The organism is Thermofilum pendens Hrk 5 (genome assembly GCF_000015225.1).
Lineage (GTDB): Archaea > Thermoproteota > Thermoprotei > Thermofilales > Thermofilaceae > Thermofilum > Thermofilum pendens.
Window position 1 is genome coordinate 1,688,503 of sequence record NC_008698.1, and the last position, 15,588, is coordinate 1,704,090.

General features: G+C 63.9%; 17 protein-coding genes. 8 read left to right on the plus strand and 9 right to left on the minus strand.

What is annotated here, in order from left to right; all coding sequences use genetic code 11:
• Positions 1-74: 74 nt before the first annotated feature.
• Both TPEN_RS08905 and TPEN_RS08910 read left to right on the plus strand, forming a co-directional pair.
• Positions 75-1,115: a glycosyltransferase family 4 protein gene (locus tag TPEN_RS08905; protein ID WP_011753406.1), complete on the plus strand. Its 1,041-nt coding sequence runs from the start codon at positions 75-77 to the stop codon at positions 1,113-1,115.
• Between the two features lie 151 nt (positions 1,116-1,266).
• Complete coding sequence (locus TPEN_RS08910; RefSeq protein ID WP_011753407.1) at positions 1,267-1,602, plus strand: hypothetical protein; 336 nt, start codon at positions 1,267-1,269, stop codon at positions 1,600-1,602.
• Here TPEN_RS08910 and TPEN_RS08915 read toward each other — a convergent pair.
• Positions 1,586-2,455, minus strand: a complete 870-nt coding sequence (locus tag TPEN_RS08915; RefSeq protein ID WP_011753408.1) for a DUF58 domain-containing protein — start codon at positions 2,453-2,455, stop codon at positions 1,586-1,588. The two genes, TPEN_RS08910 and TPEN_RS08915, sit on opposite strands and share 17 nt — an antisense overlap.
• A 37-nt stretch (positions 2,456-2,492) precedes the next feature.
• Between TPEN_RS08915 and TPEN_RS08920 the strand changes: the two genes are divergently transcribed.
• The 5 genes from TPEN_RS08920 to TPEN_RS08940 are packed head-to-tail and all read left to right on the plus strand — an operon-like array spanning position 2,493 to position 6,960.
• A complete protein-coding gene (locus TPEN_RS08920; protein WP_011753409.1) occupies positions 2,493-3,317 on the plus strand; it encodes a hypothetical protein in 825 nt (274 codons plus the stop codon).
• Positions 3,318-3,357: 40 nt separating this feature from the next.
• Positions 3,358-4,419: an AAA family ATPase gene (locus tag TPEN_RS08925; protein WP_011753410.1), complete on the plus strand. Its 1,062-nt coding sequence runs from the start codon at positions 3,358-3,360 to the stop codon at positions 4,417-4,419.
• Complete coding sequence (locus tag TPEN_RS08930; protein ID WP_011753411.1) at positions 4,416-5,324, plus strand: ABC transporter ATP-binding protein; 909 nt, start codon at positions 4,416-4,418, stop codon at positions 5,322-5,324. Before TPEN_RS08925 ends, TPEN_RS08930 begins: the two co-directional genes overlap by 4 nt.
• Complete coding sequence (locus TPEN_RS08935) at positions 5,299-6,051, plus strand: hypothetical protein (protein WP_011753412.1); 753 nt, start codon at positions 5,299-5,301, stop codon at positions 6,049-6,051. The genes TPEN_RS08930 and TPEN_RS08935 overlap by 26 nt, the downstream gene beginning before the upstream one ends.
• 3 nt (positions 6,052-6,054) lie before the next feature.
• Positions 6,055-6,960 carry a hypothetical protein gene (locus tag TPEN_RS08940; protein WP_011753413.1) on the plus strand — a complete coding sequence of 302 codons (906 nt, stop codon included), beginning with the start codon at positions 6,055-6,057 and terminating at the stop codon, positions 6,958-6,960.
• Here TPEN_RS08940 and TPEN_RS08945 read toward each other — a convergent pair.
• Genes TPEN_RS08945 through TPEN_RS08955 form a run of 3 tightly spaced genes read right to left on the minus strand, consistent with a single transcriptional unit; the run spans position 6,908 to position 9,695 of the window.
• Positions 6,908-7,891, minus strand: coding sequence for a vWA domain-containing protein (locus TPEN_RS08945; protein WP_011753414.1), 984 nt, complete (start codon positions 7,889-7,891; stop codon positions 6,908-6,910). The genes TPEN_RS08940 and TPEN_RS08945 overlap by 53 nt on opposite strands.
• Positions 7,892-7,900: 9 nt before the next feature.
• Positions 7,901-8,818, minus strand: coding sequence for a vWA domain-containing protein (locus tag TPEN_RS08950; RefSeq protein ID WP_011753415.1), 918 nt, complete (start codon positions 8,816-8,818; stop codon positions 7,901-7,903).
• 10 nt (positions 8,819-8,828) lie between these two features.
• Entirely contained in the window at positions 8,829-9,695 is an 867-nt protein-coding gene (locus TPEN_RS08955; protein WP_011753416.1) for a hypothetical protein, read from the minus strand.
• 141 nt (positions 9,696-9,836) lie between these two features.
• On the opposite strand from TPEN_RS08955, the gene TPEN_RS08960 reads away from it, so the two are divergent.
• Complete coding sequence (locus tag TPEN_RS08960; RefSeq protein WP_011753417.1) at positions 9,837-10,754, plus strand: DUF8196 domain-containing protein; 918 nt, start codon at positions 9,837-9,839, stop codon at positions 10,752-10,754.
• A 67-nt stretch (positions 10,755-10,821) separates the two neighbouring features.
• Here the strand turns inward: TPEN_RS08960 and TPEN_RS08965 are convergent, their stop codons facing one another.
• From TPEN_RS08965 to TPEN_RS08985, 5 genes are all read right to left on the minus strand, one after another.
• The gene (locus TPEN_RS08965) at positions 10,822-11,103 is read right to left on the minus strand and encodes a hypothetical protein (RefSeq protein WP_011753418.1); all 282 of its coding nucleotides are present in this window, start codon (positions 11,101-11,103) and stop codon (positions 10,822-10,824) included.
• Between the two features lie 15 nt (positions 11,104-11,118).
• Positions 11,119-11,661: a hypothetical protein gene (locus TPEN_RS08970; protein ID WP_011753419.1), complete on the minus strand. Its 543-nt coding sequence runs from the start codon at positions 11,659-11,661 to the stop codon at positions 11,119-11,121.
• A gap of 169 nt (positions 11,662-11,830) precedes the next feature.
• Entirely contained in the window at positions 11,831-12,802 is a 972-nt protein-coding gene (locus TPEN_RS08975; RefSeq protein WP_011753420.1) for a radical SAM protein, read from the minus strand.
• Between the two features lie 14 nt (positions 12,803-12,816).
• On the minus strand, positions 12,817-14,223 hold the full coding sequence (locus TPEN_RS08980; protein WP_011753421.1) for a DUF790 family protein: 1,407 nt from the start codon (positions 14,221-14,223) through the stop codon (positions 12,817-12,819).
• Complete coding sequence (locus TPEN_RS08985; protein WP_011753422.1) at positions 14,223-15,578, minus strand: DEAD/DEAH box helicase; 1,356 nt, start codon at positions 15,576-15,578, stop codon at positions 14,223-14,225. The genes TPEN_RS08980 and TPEN_RS08985 overlap by 1 nt, the downstream gene beginning before the upstream one ends.
• Between the last annotated feature and the right edge of the window lie 10 nt (positions 15,579-15,588).

Sequence of the window (15,588 nt, forward strand, 5' to 3'; positions counted from 1 at the left end):
CTAGGAGTTCTGTACCGCAGTGTAACTTATTAAGACGTTCTAAGCAGTGGTGCTTGTACCTAGAGGGGGAGTGCATGGAGACGTTTAGGTTGCTCGTTGTTTCGCCGAGGGTTAGCGGGCTGGGCGGCGTGGCGCAACACGTCGGGAAGCTCGTCGAGTTGCTTCGGCGCGATGGGCACGAGGTCGAGGTTGTCTCCGCCGAGAATACTCCTATTCTGCCTGTGAAGGGCTTGATGAACCCGAGCTTCGCGGCTACGTCTGCTTTGAAGGTGGCACTTGGCAGGCTGAAGGGGCGTAGGTACGACGTTGTACACGCGCATAACGTGCCGTCGGCGCCCGCGATGCGCGCGGCGAGGGGAGGGAGGGTTTTAACGCTCCACGGGGTTTTCTCGGAGCAGGTCGGCTACCTTCACGGCGGCTTGCTGGGCAGGCTGAGCGGGGTCGCCGAGAGGGTTGCGCTGGGATGGGCGGACCGCGTGACGTCTGTTTCCAGGGCGACCGCCGAGCACTACTCTAGGATCGGCGTAAACGTCGTCCATGTTCCGAACGCCGTCGACCCGTCGGACCTGCCGGGTGAAGGGGAGAGGATGTACGAAAGGCAGGTTGTCTACAGCGGTAGGCTGTCCAGGGAGAAGGGCGTCGACCTCCTGGTGAAGGCTTTCAGGGCTCTCGACGTTGATGCGCACCTCGTCGTGGTCGGCGGTGGCCCCCTGGAGGAGGAGCTGAGGAGCCTCGCGGGGGGCGACCCGAGGATCCACTTCCTCGGCCCCATGCCGAGGGAGCGTGCGCTCAGAGTGGTGAAGGGGTCCGATGTCTTCGTGTTGCCGTCCCGCTACGAGGGGCTTAGCACCGCGCTCTTGGAGGCGATGGCTATGGGAGTCCCCGTCGTCGCCACGAAGGTTGGAGGGAACACCGAGCTGGTAGAGGATGGGAAGACGGGGCTACTCGTCGAGCCATCCCCGGAGGAGGTGGCGCGCGCCGTCAGGCTGCTCCTGGAGGACAGCGACCTCGCGGCCCGCCTGGCCTCGGCCGCGAAGAGAGTCGTGGCGGAGAAGTACAGCTGGGACAAGGTGTACGCGCAGTACCTCGATGTTTACAGGGAGGTTGCCCGGTAGCGTCTGAGCCGCCCCCTTTCTCGAAGCGTTCGCCGAACGTTCTCGGCTCGCCCTCCGAGCCCCCGCGTGCATGGGTAGCGGCTGTTCGCCCGTAGCTGCCTCTCGTGCGCCGCGCGAGGTCTTTTTATAGCCTTGGACGCCTTGATTCCGCGTGAAGAGGGTTAGGTGCTACCCTAACGAGAAGGTCGAGGGGGTCACGGTCTTCGTTCCTAGGGGGCATAGCCACGTGAGGGTGATCCTGGAGCTCGAAGACCAGGTCGTGGTGCTCCACGAGGCTACGGTCGCCGCTATCGCGAGGGCTTACATGGACGTCGTGGCTCACCCTCTGCGCCGGGCGGTTCAGCTTAGGCGCGCCGCGCTCGCCGAGAGGAAGAGAGGTTACGCGGAGCACCAGCTCTTAGAGGTCGATAGAGGCGAGGACGAGATAGTCGAGGAGGCGGAGAAGGTCCTGGAGGCCTGCGCGGAGCGGGTCAGCGGGGAGGCTTGAGGCTCCTGGCCTTCAAGTAGAGGAGCGAGAGCCTCGCCCTGTCCTCCCGGGCTTTCTGCCAGCAGGTGTCCATGAAGGCTGACCCGCCGGAGGTCAGCCTGGACCTCGCGAGTGCCACGTGCCTCGCTATGCCGGCGTACACCTCCCGTAGCCTTCCGTGGACGCGGCTACCGGTCTCCGGGTCTACGAGGGTTGCGAGGGCGTCTGGGGGCGGGTGGACTTCCCACCAGTCGTAGACGAGGAGGTACGCGGCTCCCCTCGACGCGGCTAGGGTCTTCGAGGATCGCTCGAAGTCCTCCAAGCTGTGGGCGTAGTCCGTGACTAGGAGTACTGGGGCCCTTGGCAGGGCGAGGAGCCTCGCGGCTATCTCTCCCAGGGTAGCCTTGCCGGGGGCTGTGGAGGCGCATATCCTCGATGCAATGATGTGGGGCAGGTCTCTGGGCTTCACCTTCCCGTAGACCTCGAAGCCCCTCCCCGTGGATAGGACTAGCGTGAACGTGTCCTCCAAGGTGTCTGCAACTGCGGCTATGACTGCCAGCGCATACACGAGGGTTTTCGGCTTGGACTGGTACAGCATGGAGGCGGAGAGGTCGACTGCCAGCGCGACCCTGGTCTTTCTCTCGGCCCTGTAGACCTTCACTATGGGCCTGTAGCCCCCGTCGGGGCCCGGGGACCTCGCCGTCGCCCTCCAGTCTATGTGCCTAGCGTCGTCGAATGGCTGGTACTCGCGGAAGTCTACGTACTCGAGCCCTAGGCCCATCGACGAGACGGGGCTCGTCCCGGTGGCGTAGTTCGCCACGTCTCTCTCGGCGATCCTCAGCGCGCTCCTCGCCGCCCTGCAGTGATCATCCATATTAAGCCCTTCGCCCCGGTAACCGCGGGAGCGGCATATGAAGTTTTACGACCCGGAGGAGCTCCTAGGCGCGCTCGTAGTGGACTCCGCTGGGCTTGTTTACGGCGTGGTGGGCGGGTACAGGCTGGCGCCCGAGGGGGTTGTCCTGGAGGCTTACGTCTCCCTGGGCGTGGACGCCGATGCCCTGAGGAGGGCTCTGCGCGAGAGGGGGGTTGAGCCGGGCGGGGAGGGGGTCGAGGCGCTCGTGCTGGCCGCCCGGAGGCTGGGGCTCGAGGTCCCCAGGGTCGGCGGCCGCGAGGTCAGGGTGCTGAAGGGGCTCGTGAGGCCCGGGGAGATCTCGCTTATAGACGTGAGGGTGCTCGAGAACCCCTCCACCGGCGCCGAGGAGAGGATCGGGGTGGTGCTGCTGGGTAGCCAGCGGGAGGCAGAGTTCAGGGGGCTCAGGTTCTCCGGGGGCCCGGTGGTGGACGAGGGGGTTGTCGGCAAGCTGTGCGTGAGCGCGAGCAACGGGGTGCTCGGCTACGTGTACGGGTTCGTCGTGGGGGCGGGGGAGTCTGGGCTCAGGGCCTGCAGGAGGAGGGGCAGGGTCGAGCTCAACTGGGCGTCCTTTCTCTCCGAGGCTAGGCGGCTCGCCGGCGAGGACGCCTACTACAGGCTGGTGGGGTTCCGCGACCCCTTGAAGAGCCCGAGGCTTTCCGGGGCGGAGGTCGAGGAGGCCAGGAGGCTCCTCTCGGAGATGGGCCTCCTCGAGAGGCTGTCGCCCCTCCTCGAGTCCCACTCTAAGAGAACGGGCCCGGCGGAGTGCGCGGACGTGCCGCTGAGAGACGTCCTCGCCGCCAGGGAAGTGGTGCTCGTAAAGTAGATAAGCGGGGAGGCGTTTGCGCAGTGGGCGGTGCTCCGCGATGCCGGTAGGCGTCGACGACGTCAAGGAGGTTTCCCGGGAGCTCCTCGGGGAGCTTGGAAGGGTCGTCGTCGGCTACGAGGAGGAGAAGGCGCTCGTGCTCGCCTCGCTCATAGCCGGTGGGCACGTCCTCCTGGAGGGGGTTCCGGGGATAGCTAAGACTACTCTCGCGAAGAGCCTTGCGAGGCTACTGGGGCTGTCCGAGGGCTACGCGCTGGAGCTGGACGGCGTCGCCTACAGGGGTTTCTCCAGGGTGCAGTTCACGCCGGACCTCATGCCGTCCGACATCACGGGGAACCTCGTGTTCAACCCCTCCACGAGGAGCTTCGAGCCGCGCTTCGGCCCGGTGTTCACGTACTTCCTGCTAGCAGACGAGATAAACAGGGCTGTTCCCCGGACTCAGAGCGCGCTTCTACAGGCTATGCAGGAGAGGGAGGTGACCATAGGGGATAGGAGCTACAGGCTGGAGGTGCGCGAGAGGGGGAAGTTCTTCTTCGTGATCGCGACGCAGAACCCCGTCGAGCAGGAGGGGACGTATCCGCTCCCAGAGGCTCAGCTCGACAGGTTCCTCATGAGGGTGTTCGTGGGCTACCCGTCCTCCCTGGAGGAGGAGGTGAGCATATACAGGCTCCACGGGTACAGGGTCGGGGAGCCCTACGAGGACCTCGAGCGGCTCGTGGAGCCCGGGTGGGTCGTCGAGGCCCAGGACTGCGTGGCGAGGAGCGTGGAGGTCCCGGACGAGGTATTCGAGTACGTGGCCAGGGTCGTGAGGCTTACGAGGCCGAGCGTCTACCCGGAGATCGCCGAGTACTTCGAGCTCGGGGCTAGCCCGAGGAGCGGTATAGCGCTCGTTAAGGCTTCGAAGGCTCTCGCGGCGATGAGGGGTTCCACCGTCGTGGAGAGGGTCGACGTCGACAGGGCGCTCTTCCCGGTGCTGAACCACAGGCTCGTGCTTAACGTCGAGAAGCTAGTCTCGGAGGAGTTCAGGGGCGAGAAGGCGGTGGCCCACATCAAGGTTATCAGGGAGGGGTTGAGGAAAGTGGTCGAGGTGGCTAGGGGGTGATAGAGTTCAAGGGGGTCGTCAAGAAGTACGGCGGCTTCGCCGCCCTCAGAGGGCTGGACATGCACATACCCAGGGGCGTCACAGCCGGCCTCGTGGGCCCCAACGGCTCCGGGAAGACTACGACGATAAAGCTCGCGGTGGGGCTCTTGAAGAAGAGCGGGGGAGAGGTGAGGGTGCTGGGGCTCGACCCCTGGTACGACGGCGTCGAGCTACGGAGGAGGGTCGGGGTGCTCCACGAGAAGCCCCTCTACCCCCAGGACGTGACCGTGAGGAGGCTCCTGGAGCACTTGGCGGGGCTTAGGGGGCTCCCCGCCCAGGAGGCGGTCCGCGTCGCCAGGCTAGCGGGCATTGAGGGGTACATGGAGAGGTCTGTCTCGTCGCTGTCCAGGGGCTACCTGCAGAGGCTGGGGATCGCGATCGCGCTCATGGGGGAGCCCGAGCTACTCCTGCTGGACGAGCCGACCGCCAACCTGGACCCCTCGGCGAGGTTCGAGATACTCGGGATGCTGGAGAACCTGAAGAAGGACCTCGGGGTAACGATGGTTATATCGTCCCACGTGCTACCGGAGCTGGAGAAGGTCTGCGACTACGCGGTCGTGCTGAGCGGGGGCGTGGCCGTCGCCCAGGGGAGCCTGCTGGAGCTCGCCAGGAGGTTCATGGCGACCCTCGAGCTACGCATCGAGACGAGGTCCCCCAGGCTCGCGGCCTCCAGGCTCATACTCTCCGAGGCGTTCCTCTCCGTGGAGGTTTCAGACGGGCTCGTGGTGGCGAGGGTGCCCGGCGAGAAGCTCCGGGAGGCGGAGGCTGTAGTCGAGGATCTCAGGAGGAGTGGGCTCGCGGAGAGCTGGAGCGTTACATCGCGGAGCTTGGGTGAGGTGTATGAGGCGGTCAGTAGGGCTGGCTAGCTCCCTGAAGAAGACGGTCAGGCACGAGCTCTTCGTTTCAGGAAAGGTTGCAGCCGCAACGTCGCTACTCGCCGTTGGCTTCAGCTTCCTCCAGTTCTTCCTCGTACTAGCCTACGCGTCCAGCAGGGGCCTGGCGGGAGGCCCGCCGTTTTCCTACTTCCCCCTCATGTTGATGAGCTACGCGTACGGCTTCCTGGTTTTGATGGGGCTTAGCTCGCTCGCAGGTGAGCTGAAAGGCTCCGCCGCGCTGTACCTCTCGCAACCGCTTAGCCGCTCCGAGTACGTGGCCTCCTGGGCTCTCGCTGTCGTCGTGTCGCCCCTAGCCTCCCTGGTAGCCTCCGCGCTGTTCTCCGCCGCCGTGGTGGATCCGGCGCTTCTCTGGGAGCACGACCCGTCCCTCTACGCGTTCTGGGTGCTGGAGAACATGATCTCGGGGCTCCTCCTGCTCCTCGTCGCGCTTCTCGGCAGGAGCTCGGCGCTACTCGTAGTGACTTGGCTCGTCCAGAGAGTCGCGGCTCCATTTGTTACGCTGTTTCTCGCATCCTTATCGCGGATCCAGGGCAGAGCGCTGAACCCCCTTCTAGAGTTTCTCGCGCAGAGCGTCTACCCGTTCACCCTCTACTACTCGTTAAACCCGCAACCGCACGCGGTAGCCGGCTCCGCCGTGCTCGTAGCCACGCTAGCGGTAGCCGTATACCTAGTGACTAGCAGGCGTCTCGAGGTGTAGCACATGCTGAGGATGCTGGGCTACTCGTTGATCGCCGTCTCGATTGCTTCCTTAATCTTCGTAGCGTACGCTACTAGGATGGGAGAGATACCCTTCTACCTGGGCTCCGTGTTCTCCGGCGGCCCCTCGGAGATTGTAGTCTACGGGGACACAGCCCTCATAGCCTTGGAGATGGACGTCGCCCCTCCGAATCCCGTGGAGGGCTTCACCTACCGCGTGGAGACATCCCTAGCGCTCTTCGACAAGGCGTACCCAGGCTCGGTTCTCGTCGGGCAAAACTACGTACCAGTGATACTCCACGCCGACTACTCGAAGCCTAGATGCGCCTTCCTTGACCGAGCAACCCACGCTAGATACAGACTTCTAGTCTCATCGCCCCCCAGCCCTGCGACCATAAGCAACGTTCTGAAACTGCTGGAGAGGTCCGGCGCCGTGGAGCTCCAGGAGAAGAACGCGACCTTCCCCACCCGCGTACGCGTGATAGTGGGAGGGACAGGCTTCACCCCTAAGTACTACGCGGGCGCCGTGCCCCTTAAGCAGGGCGGCTACCTAGTCTGCGTCGTCACCGTGAAGCTTAACTCTACCTACGTAGAGCTTCAAAACTCGTCGACCCCCATTAGGCTCAGCTTAGCGGAGGCAGGGTCGAAGCTCGGGCTACCGCCCGACTACGTCGAGAAGTGGCTCCACTCCATCGTGGGCCACGAGGGTAGCGAGGTCGTCGCTGTTTACAGGCCGACAACCCTGCAGGTACTCAGGGCGGCGGTGCTGGCCGCTATCGGCGCCCTGCTCGTAGTCACGGAGTCCAGGCTAGTGGGAGTGCCCCCGCCGTCCCCCGTGGAGGCGGCGAAAGCGCTGGCTAGAAGGCTACGCCGGATTCTCGGCTACGCGCGTAGAGGAGGATCAGGGTAACGATCAAGGCAGAGACTGCGAAGGCCCAGCTCAGCCCTACCTTCTCCTCTACCACTCCGCCGGCGACTCCGACCGCGCTTGCCCGGACGAGTATCGAGGAGGCTTTCTCCGCGAGCGTCTTGAAAGCCTTCAACAGTTCCTCCGCGCTACCCGCCGTGTACTCCTCGCCTCCCGTCGACCCCGCTATTAACTTGAGCTCCCTCTCCCCCTCGTCTCCGCCCGGCCCTATGTACACGGTGTACACCGGGATGCCCAGGCTTCTGAACTCGGACAGAAGGGTTCTATACGTGGCCGCATCTGCCGGGAGACCGTCCGAGACGAAGACCACGAGCGTCGAGGCGTTGAAGAGCTTGTAGGGCTTCAGCCAGCTTAGAGCCGCCTGGAGCGGGTAGGTGTACATAGTGCCGCCGCCCGGCTTCAGGGACTCTATGGCATCGAGAACCCTCCTCCTGTCCCCCGTCGGCGGCAACGAGAGTACGATTCTGTCGGAGAACGCTAGGAGGCCTACGTCCACGCCGCCCGGCATTCTCTCCACGAGCAGGGTCGCCGCCCTCCTGGCAACCTCTATCTTCACCCCACCGGGTATGCTGTCCTCCATGCTACCGCTCACGTCTACGACGAGGACCGCGGCCGGCCTGGCGACATTGAGGCTTACGTTTAGCTCGGCGGACCCGCTTCGCTCAACCCTCTTCTCCACGACGATGTAGGGGCCCGCGAGAGCCACCCCTACGAGAACGGCTAGGAGGACTTTGAGGGCCAGCGTGCCAAGCCTCCGCGGCTCAGCGCCGCCGGTACCGGCGTACGCGGCTAGGGGGTTCTTGAGGCTGGATTTCTTCGCATAGAACCGCCTGTAGCCCTTCACGTGGAGGTAGTACAGGAGGACTGCGAGCAGGGGGCCCGCGAGGAGGAGCTCCGGCTTCTCGAAGTACACCTGGACCACCTACAGGCCGTCTCTGAAGAGTAGCGCCGCGAGGAGGGCTGCGAGAAGTAGTAGCGGTTCTCGGCCTACTGGCGTCTCCACGGTTACGTCCGCGTACGCCAGCCCCGCGAGCCTTAGCGCCTCGTAGCGTGCAGTCGCGGAGACGTTGGACGCTATGCTCGGAGCGAGGTCCTGCGAGAAAGCGTCGAGCTCGAGGTACTTCCCATTGGCCTTCGAGGCTACGTCACGCATAAGCGAGCCTCTGGGGTCGCCCCCCACTCTTACGAGGACGAGGCTGTAGTTGGAGGCGCGGATGCTCTGGGCGACCTGGAGGGGGTCTGACCCGTAGTTCCACCCTCCGTCGCTCACTACGACAACGGCTCCCGGGAGCCCCGAGGCGGCGAGGACGCTGTACGCCGATACCAGCGCGTCGCCGAGCGCCGTGTACCTGTACCTGCACGTGTAGCCGTCCAGCGCTCTCAGCGCGTTGTCCCTCGGGAGGGGGCCCGTGGCGTTAGAGCTTGAAGAGAAGAAGACAAGGACTACGAGGTCCGAGGGCTGTAGCCCCTCTATGTACTTTTCGGCGAACCTCTTCGCGAGGGTGCACCTGTCGGGGTAGACATCCGCGGAGAGCATGCTCTTCGACTCGTCTAGGACGACCACGTGCAACGTCGGTACGCCGCTCAGCTTGTAGGCTTCCTCCAAGGGTAGCTCGACCCTCTTAACCTCGACTACGCGGGGCTCGCTAGCCGCTAAGACGAGGAGCAAGGCTATCGCCGAGGCGAGAGCGAGGCGCGGCGTCAACCCCGGTAGCTCCCCGGGGAGCGCCCTCCTGATACCCTCCTGGACTCTCTTCGCCCGCCTGTACACCGCGTAGATGGCGAGGAGCGACGCCGGAGCCAGGAGCAATAGGTAAGCCTTCCCGAAGACGAGGTACATGGAGGACCACCTAGTCGTCGCTACTCGGGGCGCCGTAGCCGGCCCCGCTCCCCCCGCCCTGCTGGGCGTTCGCTACCGCGTAGAGGAGGCTTTTAAGCCTCGAGACCGCGTACGAGAAAGGCCCGGCGTCCGGAGGGTTGAGCGCCCCGAGGGATCTCGCGAGCTGCTCGCTGACGGCAATGCTCCTCCCGGCTTTCCTCGCCTTGCACAGCGCGTCCAGCTCCTCCGGGTGCTTGGAGGTTATGTCGACGGCGAGTAGTAGCTGTTTCAGGTACCTCTGAGCGGCGTCCACGGCTTCGGACGCGTTGCGGTGGGCGTCGACGTGGCTCTGGGAAAGCAGCGTCGAGGGGTCGGCGAGGGAGAGGTTGCCCGCGGCTAGTCCTACCAGGGAGTACGCCCTAGAGAGGTTGCCCGCGATGCTCAGCCCGAGCCTGTGCGCCTCAGCCGCGTTACACTCCTCCAGCGCCGCGAGGTACCTCTGGATGCTCTCCTTGGACCCCGAGAGGACGTCCAGCGCCGCGTAGATACTGGAGGAGGCGTTCGCCATCCGGCCGTAGCTGTCGGAAGCGCTTAACAGCCTTAACACGAGGTCGGAGGGGTCCATCTCGGAGAGGGCGTTCCTGTAGGACGCTATCTCGCCTGCAATCCTAGAAGCGTTCGCGGACATCGACCGGAAGTCCGCGTTCCACCGGGCGGGGTTCCGGAGCATCGTCGAGGAAGAGTTGAGGTGGTAGACCGCCTCTACGAAGAGCCTCGGCACCTCCCTTAGGTCGGGTGTCCCGGCCGCCGTGCCTCCCGGCTTGTAGAAGAACAGGGCTAGGAGCGCTACGAGCAACAACTGGAGGACTAGTAACTCTGCCAGGCTACGCCTAGACATCTATGAAGAGGGGGTAAGCCGACATTTATCTGCCTTTTGCGCGGACTCACGCGTGGAGCGCGGGACACCCGTGACCGGGCGGAGAGAACCGCTCGACAAGCTTATAGCCTGCTTCAGGAGTAGGTAACCCGGGTAGCTGGGGTGGAGTTGCTCAGCAAGGAGGAGAAGCTGAGGATACTTAGAACCCTCGAGGAGGACGCGGAGTTCAGGCACGCTGTAGCCGGGCTTATCGGGATGAGGGAAATTTTGGAGAAGCTCGACAGGCTGTGGGAGGAGGTCAGGGACCTTAGGGAGGAGCAAGCGAGAACGTGGAAGGAGATCGAGAAAGTTTGGGGAGAAATCGAGAAGCTACGCGAGGAACAGGCGAAAACGTGGAAGGAAATTGAAAGATTGCGTGAAGAACAGGCAAAGACGTGGAAAGAGATTGAAAAGCTGAGGGAGGAGCAGGCGAGGACGTGGAAGGAAATCAAGAAAGTGTGGGAAGAGATCGAGAAGCTACGCGAAGAGCAGACAAAGATCTGGGAGGAGATTGAGGAGCTACGCAAGGAACAGACAAAAATGTGGGAGGAGATCAAGGGGCTTAGAGAGGGGCAGACGAAGATATGGCAGGAGATCGCCGAGCTGAAGGAGGGGCAGGGCAAGATTTGGGTTACGCTTAACAGGCTTTCGAAGACAGTGGAGAGGCTTACTCTGACTGTCGAGGAGGAGGCAGGGGAGGTTATTAGCTACAGGATGAGGGAAGAGATGGGCGTCAGGATCGCACTGTCCTCGATCGTTGTAGACGATAAGGAGATCAACGTGTACGGTGTGTCGGACGATCTCTGCGTGGTGGGCGAGGCGACAGTTAGGCTTGGAGACGAGCTCGTAAAGGAGCTGGAGAGGAAGGTAGAGTACATCGCCAAGGCGAGGCCCGACCTGCTGAGGTCGAGGATGATCAAAGTGATATACGCGGACTACGCTACCCCCTCCGCCCTGCGGCTCGCCGAGGAGATGGGTATATGGGTCTTGAAGTGGAGCGGCGACCTCACACCCAGGGTCGTCCACTCGTTGAAGCAATAACCCGCTCTACGCGCCGCGTAACCCTCGCTTCAAAACCGGGAGCGGCGGGCTTTTCCGCGTCTTCGCGCTACCTGCACGCGTAGATGCAGAGGTTGTCGACGACTACGTAGTTTCTCAGACCGCGGGAGTCGAGCTCTCCGAGGAAGGCTTCGAGCTCCGTTAGGGGTACGAGGTATGTCCCGGGGCACAGAGCCAGTCCGCCGTGCTTTTCGAGCAGCCCCCTCCCCCTGTACCTCTTGCCCTTCACAGTCACCGTCGTTCCTAGGAGGGTCTTCGATACCTTGTTTTTAATGCTCCTCGGAGCCTCCGGGGAAAGCCTCACGACGGCGTATGCTTCCGGGAAGCCCATTCCTCTCCCCGGGCGCTAGCCCCCTTCGTGGCTATCGTTTTCCTCGAGGCAGAGGTCCTCCCTGCACCTCACGCTGGAGAGGTCTACAGAGCCGGAGAGAGCCTTAGCCCTCGCTACCAGGTCTTCTATGGAGTCTAGTATGCTCTTCCTGGCTTCGAGCAGGGATTGTAGCTGGGAGTTTATCCGCGCCGCCGCCTCCAGGTCTTGTTGCCCGCTCCTCGCCTTCTTGAGAACCTTCTCTATGACCTCGTCCGTGTGTATGAGCGCGGTTGCCAGGTGCTTCAAGGTGCACCACACGCTTTCCCAGGAGGTCCTGAAGTCCCCTCCGCCTCCCCGGGCTTCGAGCGCCTCTATCTCGAAGAGAGCCTGCCCCACGATCTTCCTGCACTCCCTGAGCCTGTCGACGAGGTCCCCGAAGGCCGGGCGCCCCAGGTAGGCGTCCGCCTCTAGGAGGTGTTGCTCCGAGTGGTTCAAGTGCCCTATCAGGTAGACGAACTCCTGCACGAGGGCCTCCTCCCAGACAGGGCTAACCTCCACTGTCTTCTCGTCCTCCGGCATACCCCACCCCCTTTATGCATCGTGATGCATAAACACCCTATATAAGCTTTTCTGTTTTTAAGCGCCGCATCCTAGGAGGACGCCAGCCCCTCGCCAGCCCACCTTCAAGGCGAAAAACCTTGTAGCGCGAGCTTGCCGAAGTATCGAAGAAAATGTCTAGGACCGCGGTTTAATGCTCCCGCCCGGCTAGCCTGCTTATTCTCCTAATGTAGTAAAGCTTCCCCTCGTACTCGATCTCTACCAGGAGGTTCTCGCGCACGAGCTCCTCCACTACGCCCCACTCCGCCCCCGCCCTCTTAAGGAACTCCTCGACGGCGTCTCTCCGCATCGGGTGCACCGCCGTTATGGCGAGCAGGTCCTCCCTTACGTTCCCGGTTGGCGCGAAGTCGCTTCCCTCGTACCCCGTGAGCAACTCCACCCTGCCTGGGCCGAGCCTCTCCGAGAGAAGCTGGTAGGCGGCGTTCACGACCTCCTCCCCTGCGGGCTTCACCCACTTCTCGGCGGGGGGCCTCACCGGGACCGCTACGTAGGCCTTCGCGAGCCTCCTCAGGCCTCCCAGAAAGTCCGCGAGCCGCTGCAGCTCCTCGCCGTACTCCACGCCTCCTACGAGCATTGTCTCCGAGACAAGGGTTCCCTTGAACTCCTCGGCGAACACGGATACACCTTCCAGGACCTTCTCAAGGCTTAGCTCCCTGCTCGGCCTGTTCACCCTCCTCCACAGGCCCTCCTCGACCGCGTCGACCTTCACGGATACGAAGTCTGCGCCTGCTAGGTCCTCCCTTACGTCCTCGCGCCACAGGAGCGACGCGTTCGTGAGGACGGCTACCGGTTTCCCCAGGCCCTTTAGGAGCGAGATCTCCCTCCCGAGGTTCGCGTCCAGAGTAGGCTCCCCGTCCGGCACGAATGTTACGAAGTCCACCCTCTCCCCCCTGGACGCCGCCTCTCCGAGCTTGGCTTTGACTGCCTCGTATACCTTCTCGGGCTCGTAGAAGGCCCTCCTCTCCACCGTGAGGACCGTAGTCCTCCCGACTTGGCAGTACACGCAGGAGTAGGAGCACACCTTGGCCGGTATGTTGTTGACGCCGAGGCTTCTCCCCAGCCTCCTGCTAGGCACGGGCCCGAACGCTAGCGCGGAGTCCACAAGCTGTTTCCGAGCTACCGGCGTTTATTCTTTTTCAGTACGAGCTTGTCGGGGTCTAGCGTTGTCCAGTCGACCCCGTAGCCCAGCTTTTCGAGCACCTTGACTGCCTCGCTCTCGGGGACCCCCAGCTTCCTGAGCTCCCTGATAGCCTCGGAGAGTGTTCTCCCGGAGAGGTCCGGTAGCCCCTCCAGGCGGTACTCGACTTCTTCTCGCGGCTCCTCGGGGGGCTCGCCGAGGTAGCGCTTGAGTACCGGGTAGACGTCCGCCCCCCTCAGCCGCCCCTTGAAGACCACGACGTCGTGGGGCAGGTCCTTCACGGAGGAGCACGCTAGCTCCTCGTTCACGGCTACCACGATGTTGACCCCGCGTAGCTCTCTAAGCTTCTGCATCTTCCTCTCCAGGTAGTCCTTGGTCCAGAAGCCGAGTATCTCTATGTACACCTTCCTCTCGCCGTTCGACACCGAGAAGTCGGGTATCAGGACCTTGTTCCCGGCTACGAGCGGCTCGGGCTCCCGCTCCACCCTCCAGCCGCGCGCGAGGCTCGAGATGCTCCTGTAGAACTCCCTCTCGACCTCGCTGTCGAAGAGGGGCTCCGGCTCCTCCTCCACCCTTGGGAACAGCCCCGACTTCTCGTCGCCGAGCTCGAAGAAGAGGTCCCTCCCCCTCGCCGGGACCCTAGCCCTGATCCTCCAGCGCTCAGCCAGCATCACGAGTGGGACTAGCTTCGCCAGCCTGGTCCCGTACCTCCTGGTCTGCCTCAGCAGCGACGCGGGCCCGTCCACGGTTAGCCTCACCCCCTCGCCGAGCTGCTCCGCGACGTAGAGTAGGCCCAGCCTCTTCACCGCTCTCAGCAGCTTCTTCGCCGTCGCGCCGTCGCTCCTGAAGACCACTTCGAGCTGCGAGGCCTTGAAGAGCAGCGTCTGCACCATCGAGAGGTTAAGCATCCTCACGAGGTCCTCGGCCTTCAGCGCCGGGGGCTCCGCCAGTACTTCCTCGAGGTACCCGCCGAGCACCGACTCCAGGTCCTCGACGCTGCAGCCGAGCCTCTCCGCTACCCGCCGGAGCACCGTAGACCTCTCCTCCTCCGTGACCGCTACTCCGAACTCCCTGCAAGCCTCCTCGAAGACCTCCATCCTCGCCTTCACGGGGTCGACGGGGGCCTTCGGGGGCTCGAACCTCGCGTGCCGCGCCGCGAGCGTGAACATAGCCCTGACTACCCTGAGGTCGAGGCCCAGCTCGAGGGCGAGTTCCTCCAGGTCGGCGAGGCCCTCCTCAAGCTCCCTCCTGCCCTTGCCCACCCCCCGCTCGAAGAGCTCCAGGACCTCCGAGGCGAGGGCCACCGGTAGCCCGGAAGGCTCGAGTAGCAGGGGCTCGATGCGCCCCCGCCGCGCGCGTGCCACGAGGAGGTTGGACGGCAACACTACTGCCCACCCTTCAGCGCCTTTCTGCGCTTCCGCGAGATCTCCACCTCCTTGGTTCCGGAGGTCACGACCTCGTAGACCACGGCCCTCTTCCCCTCGCGCGGCCTTAGGACCCTCCCAAGCCTCTGGACGAACTCCCTCCTGCTCGCCGTTCCGCTCAGGATCACCGCGACGTTCGCGTCCGGGACGTCGACGCCCTCCTCCAGCACCTTGCTCGTCACTATGGCGCGCACGAGCCCCTTCCTGAAGGCGGACATCACGGCTCTCCGCTCCTCCTCGGGCGTCCTGTACGTTATCTCGGGTACCAGGAAGCGGGAGGATATCCTCCTCACCACGTCGCCGTGCTCGGCGAATATCAGCACCTTGTCGCCCCTGTGCCTCGCCAGGAGCTCTTCGAGGACCTCCATCTTCGAGGAGGCGTGCAGGGCTATCCTCCTGGCCCTGTACCACGCGAGGAGGGCTTCCCTGGCCTCGGGGTCCTTCACGCTGAGCGCGGCGAGCCTCTCGAAGTCCCGGGGGCCCCGGATCCTGAGCCCCCTCTTCCTCAGGAACGACCTGTACGTCCTCGTAAGCCTCTCGTACTCCTCCCTCTCCTCCGGCGACATCTCCGCGTACACGCGGACAACGTCGAACTCCGCGAGCCACTTCCCCGCCATCTCGCCCACGCCGCGCCTATACACGACGGGGCCGACGAGGTACGGCAGGAGCTCGTGGAGCCCGTCCTCCCGCTCCGGGGTCGCCGTGAGGCCCATCCTCCAGGGGGCGGCCGAGAGCTCTGCTACCTGCCTGTAGCCCGGGCTCGGGAGGTGGTGGACCTCGTCGAACACTAGGAGCTCGAACTTGTCTCCCAGGAACTCCGCGTTCACGTACGCCGAGTCGTACGTGGCTACAGTGACACAGCCCACCTCCTTCTCCCCTCCCCCGTACCTCCCCGGCGCGACCCCCAGGTGCCTCCTAACCCCCTCCTCCCACTGGTCCATGAGCTCCAGTGTCGGCACGACTATCAGCGTGGGGCAAGCGAGCCTAGCGATCGCCGCGAGGGCGACCATCGTCTTGCCTGCCCCCGTAGGCAGGACCACGACCCCCCTCCTCCCAGCCATCCACCTCTCCAGGGCCTCCTCCTGGTAGTCCCTGAGCTGGACCTCGCGCGCTTGGAGCTTGCACTGGGGAGGGTGCAGGACGTCGTCCTCGAACTCGACGCCAGCCTCCCTCAAGGCCTCCACTATCCACCTGTACTGTATCGCGAGGGCGCGGTAACCCTTGACCCTAGGGTCGAAGCGGAAGTAGGGAGCCACGCTCGGCGGGGGAGAACCCCTGAGCAGTATAGTCCCCGCGCTCCACTCAAGCTTCAACATCCCTAAGCCC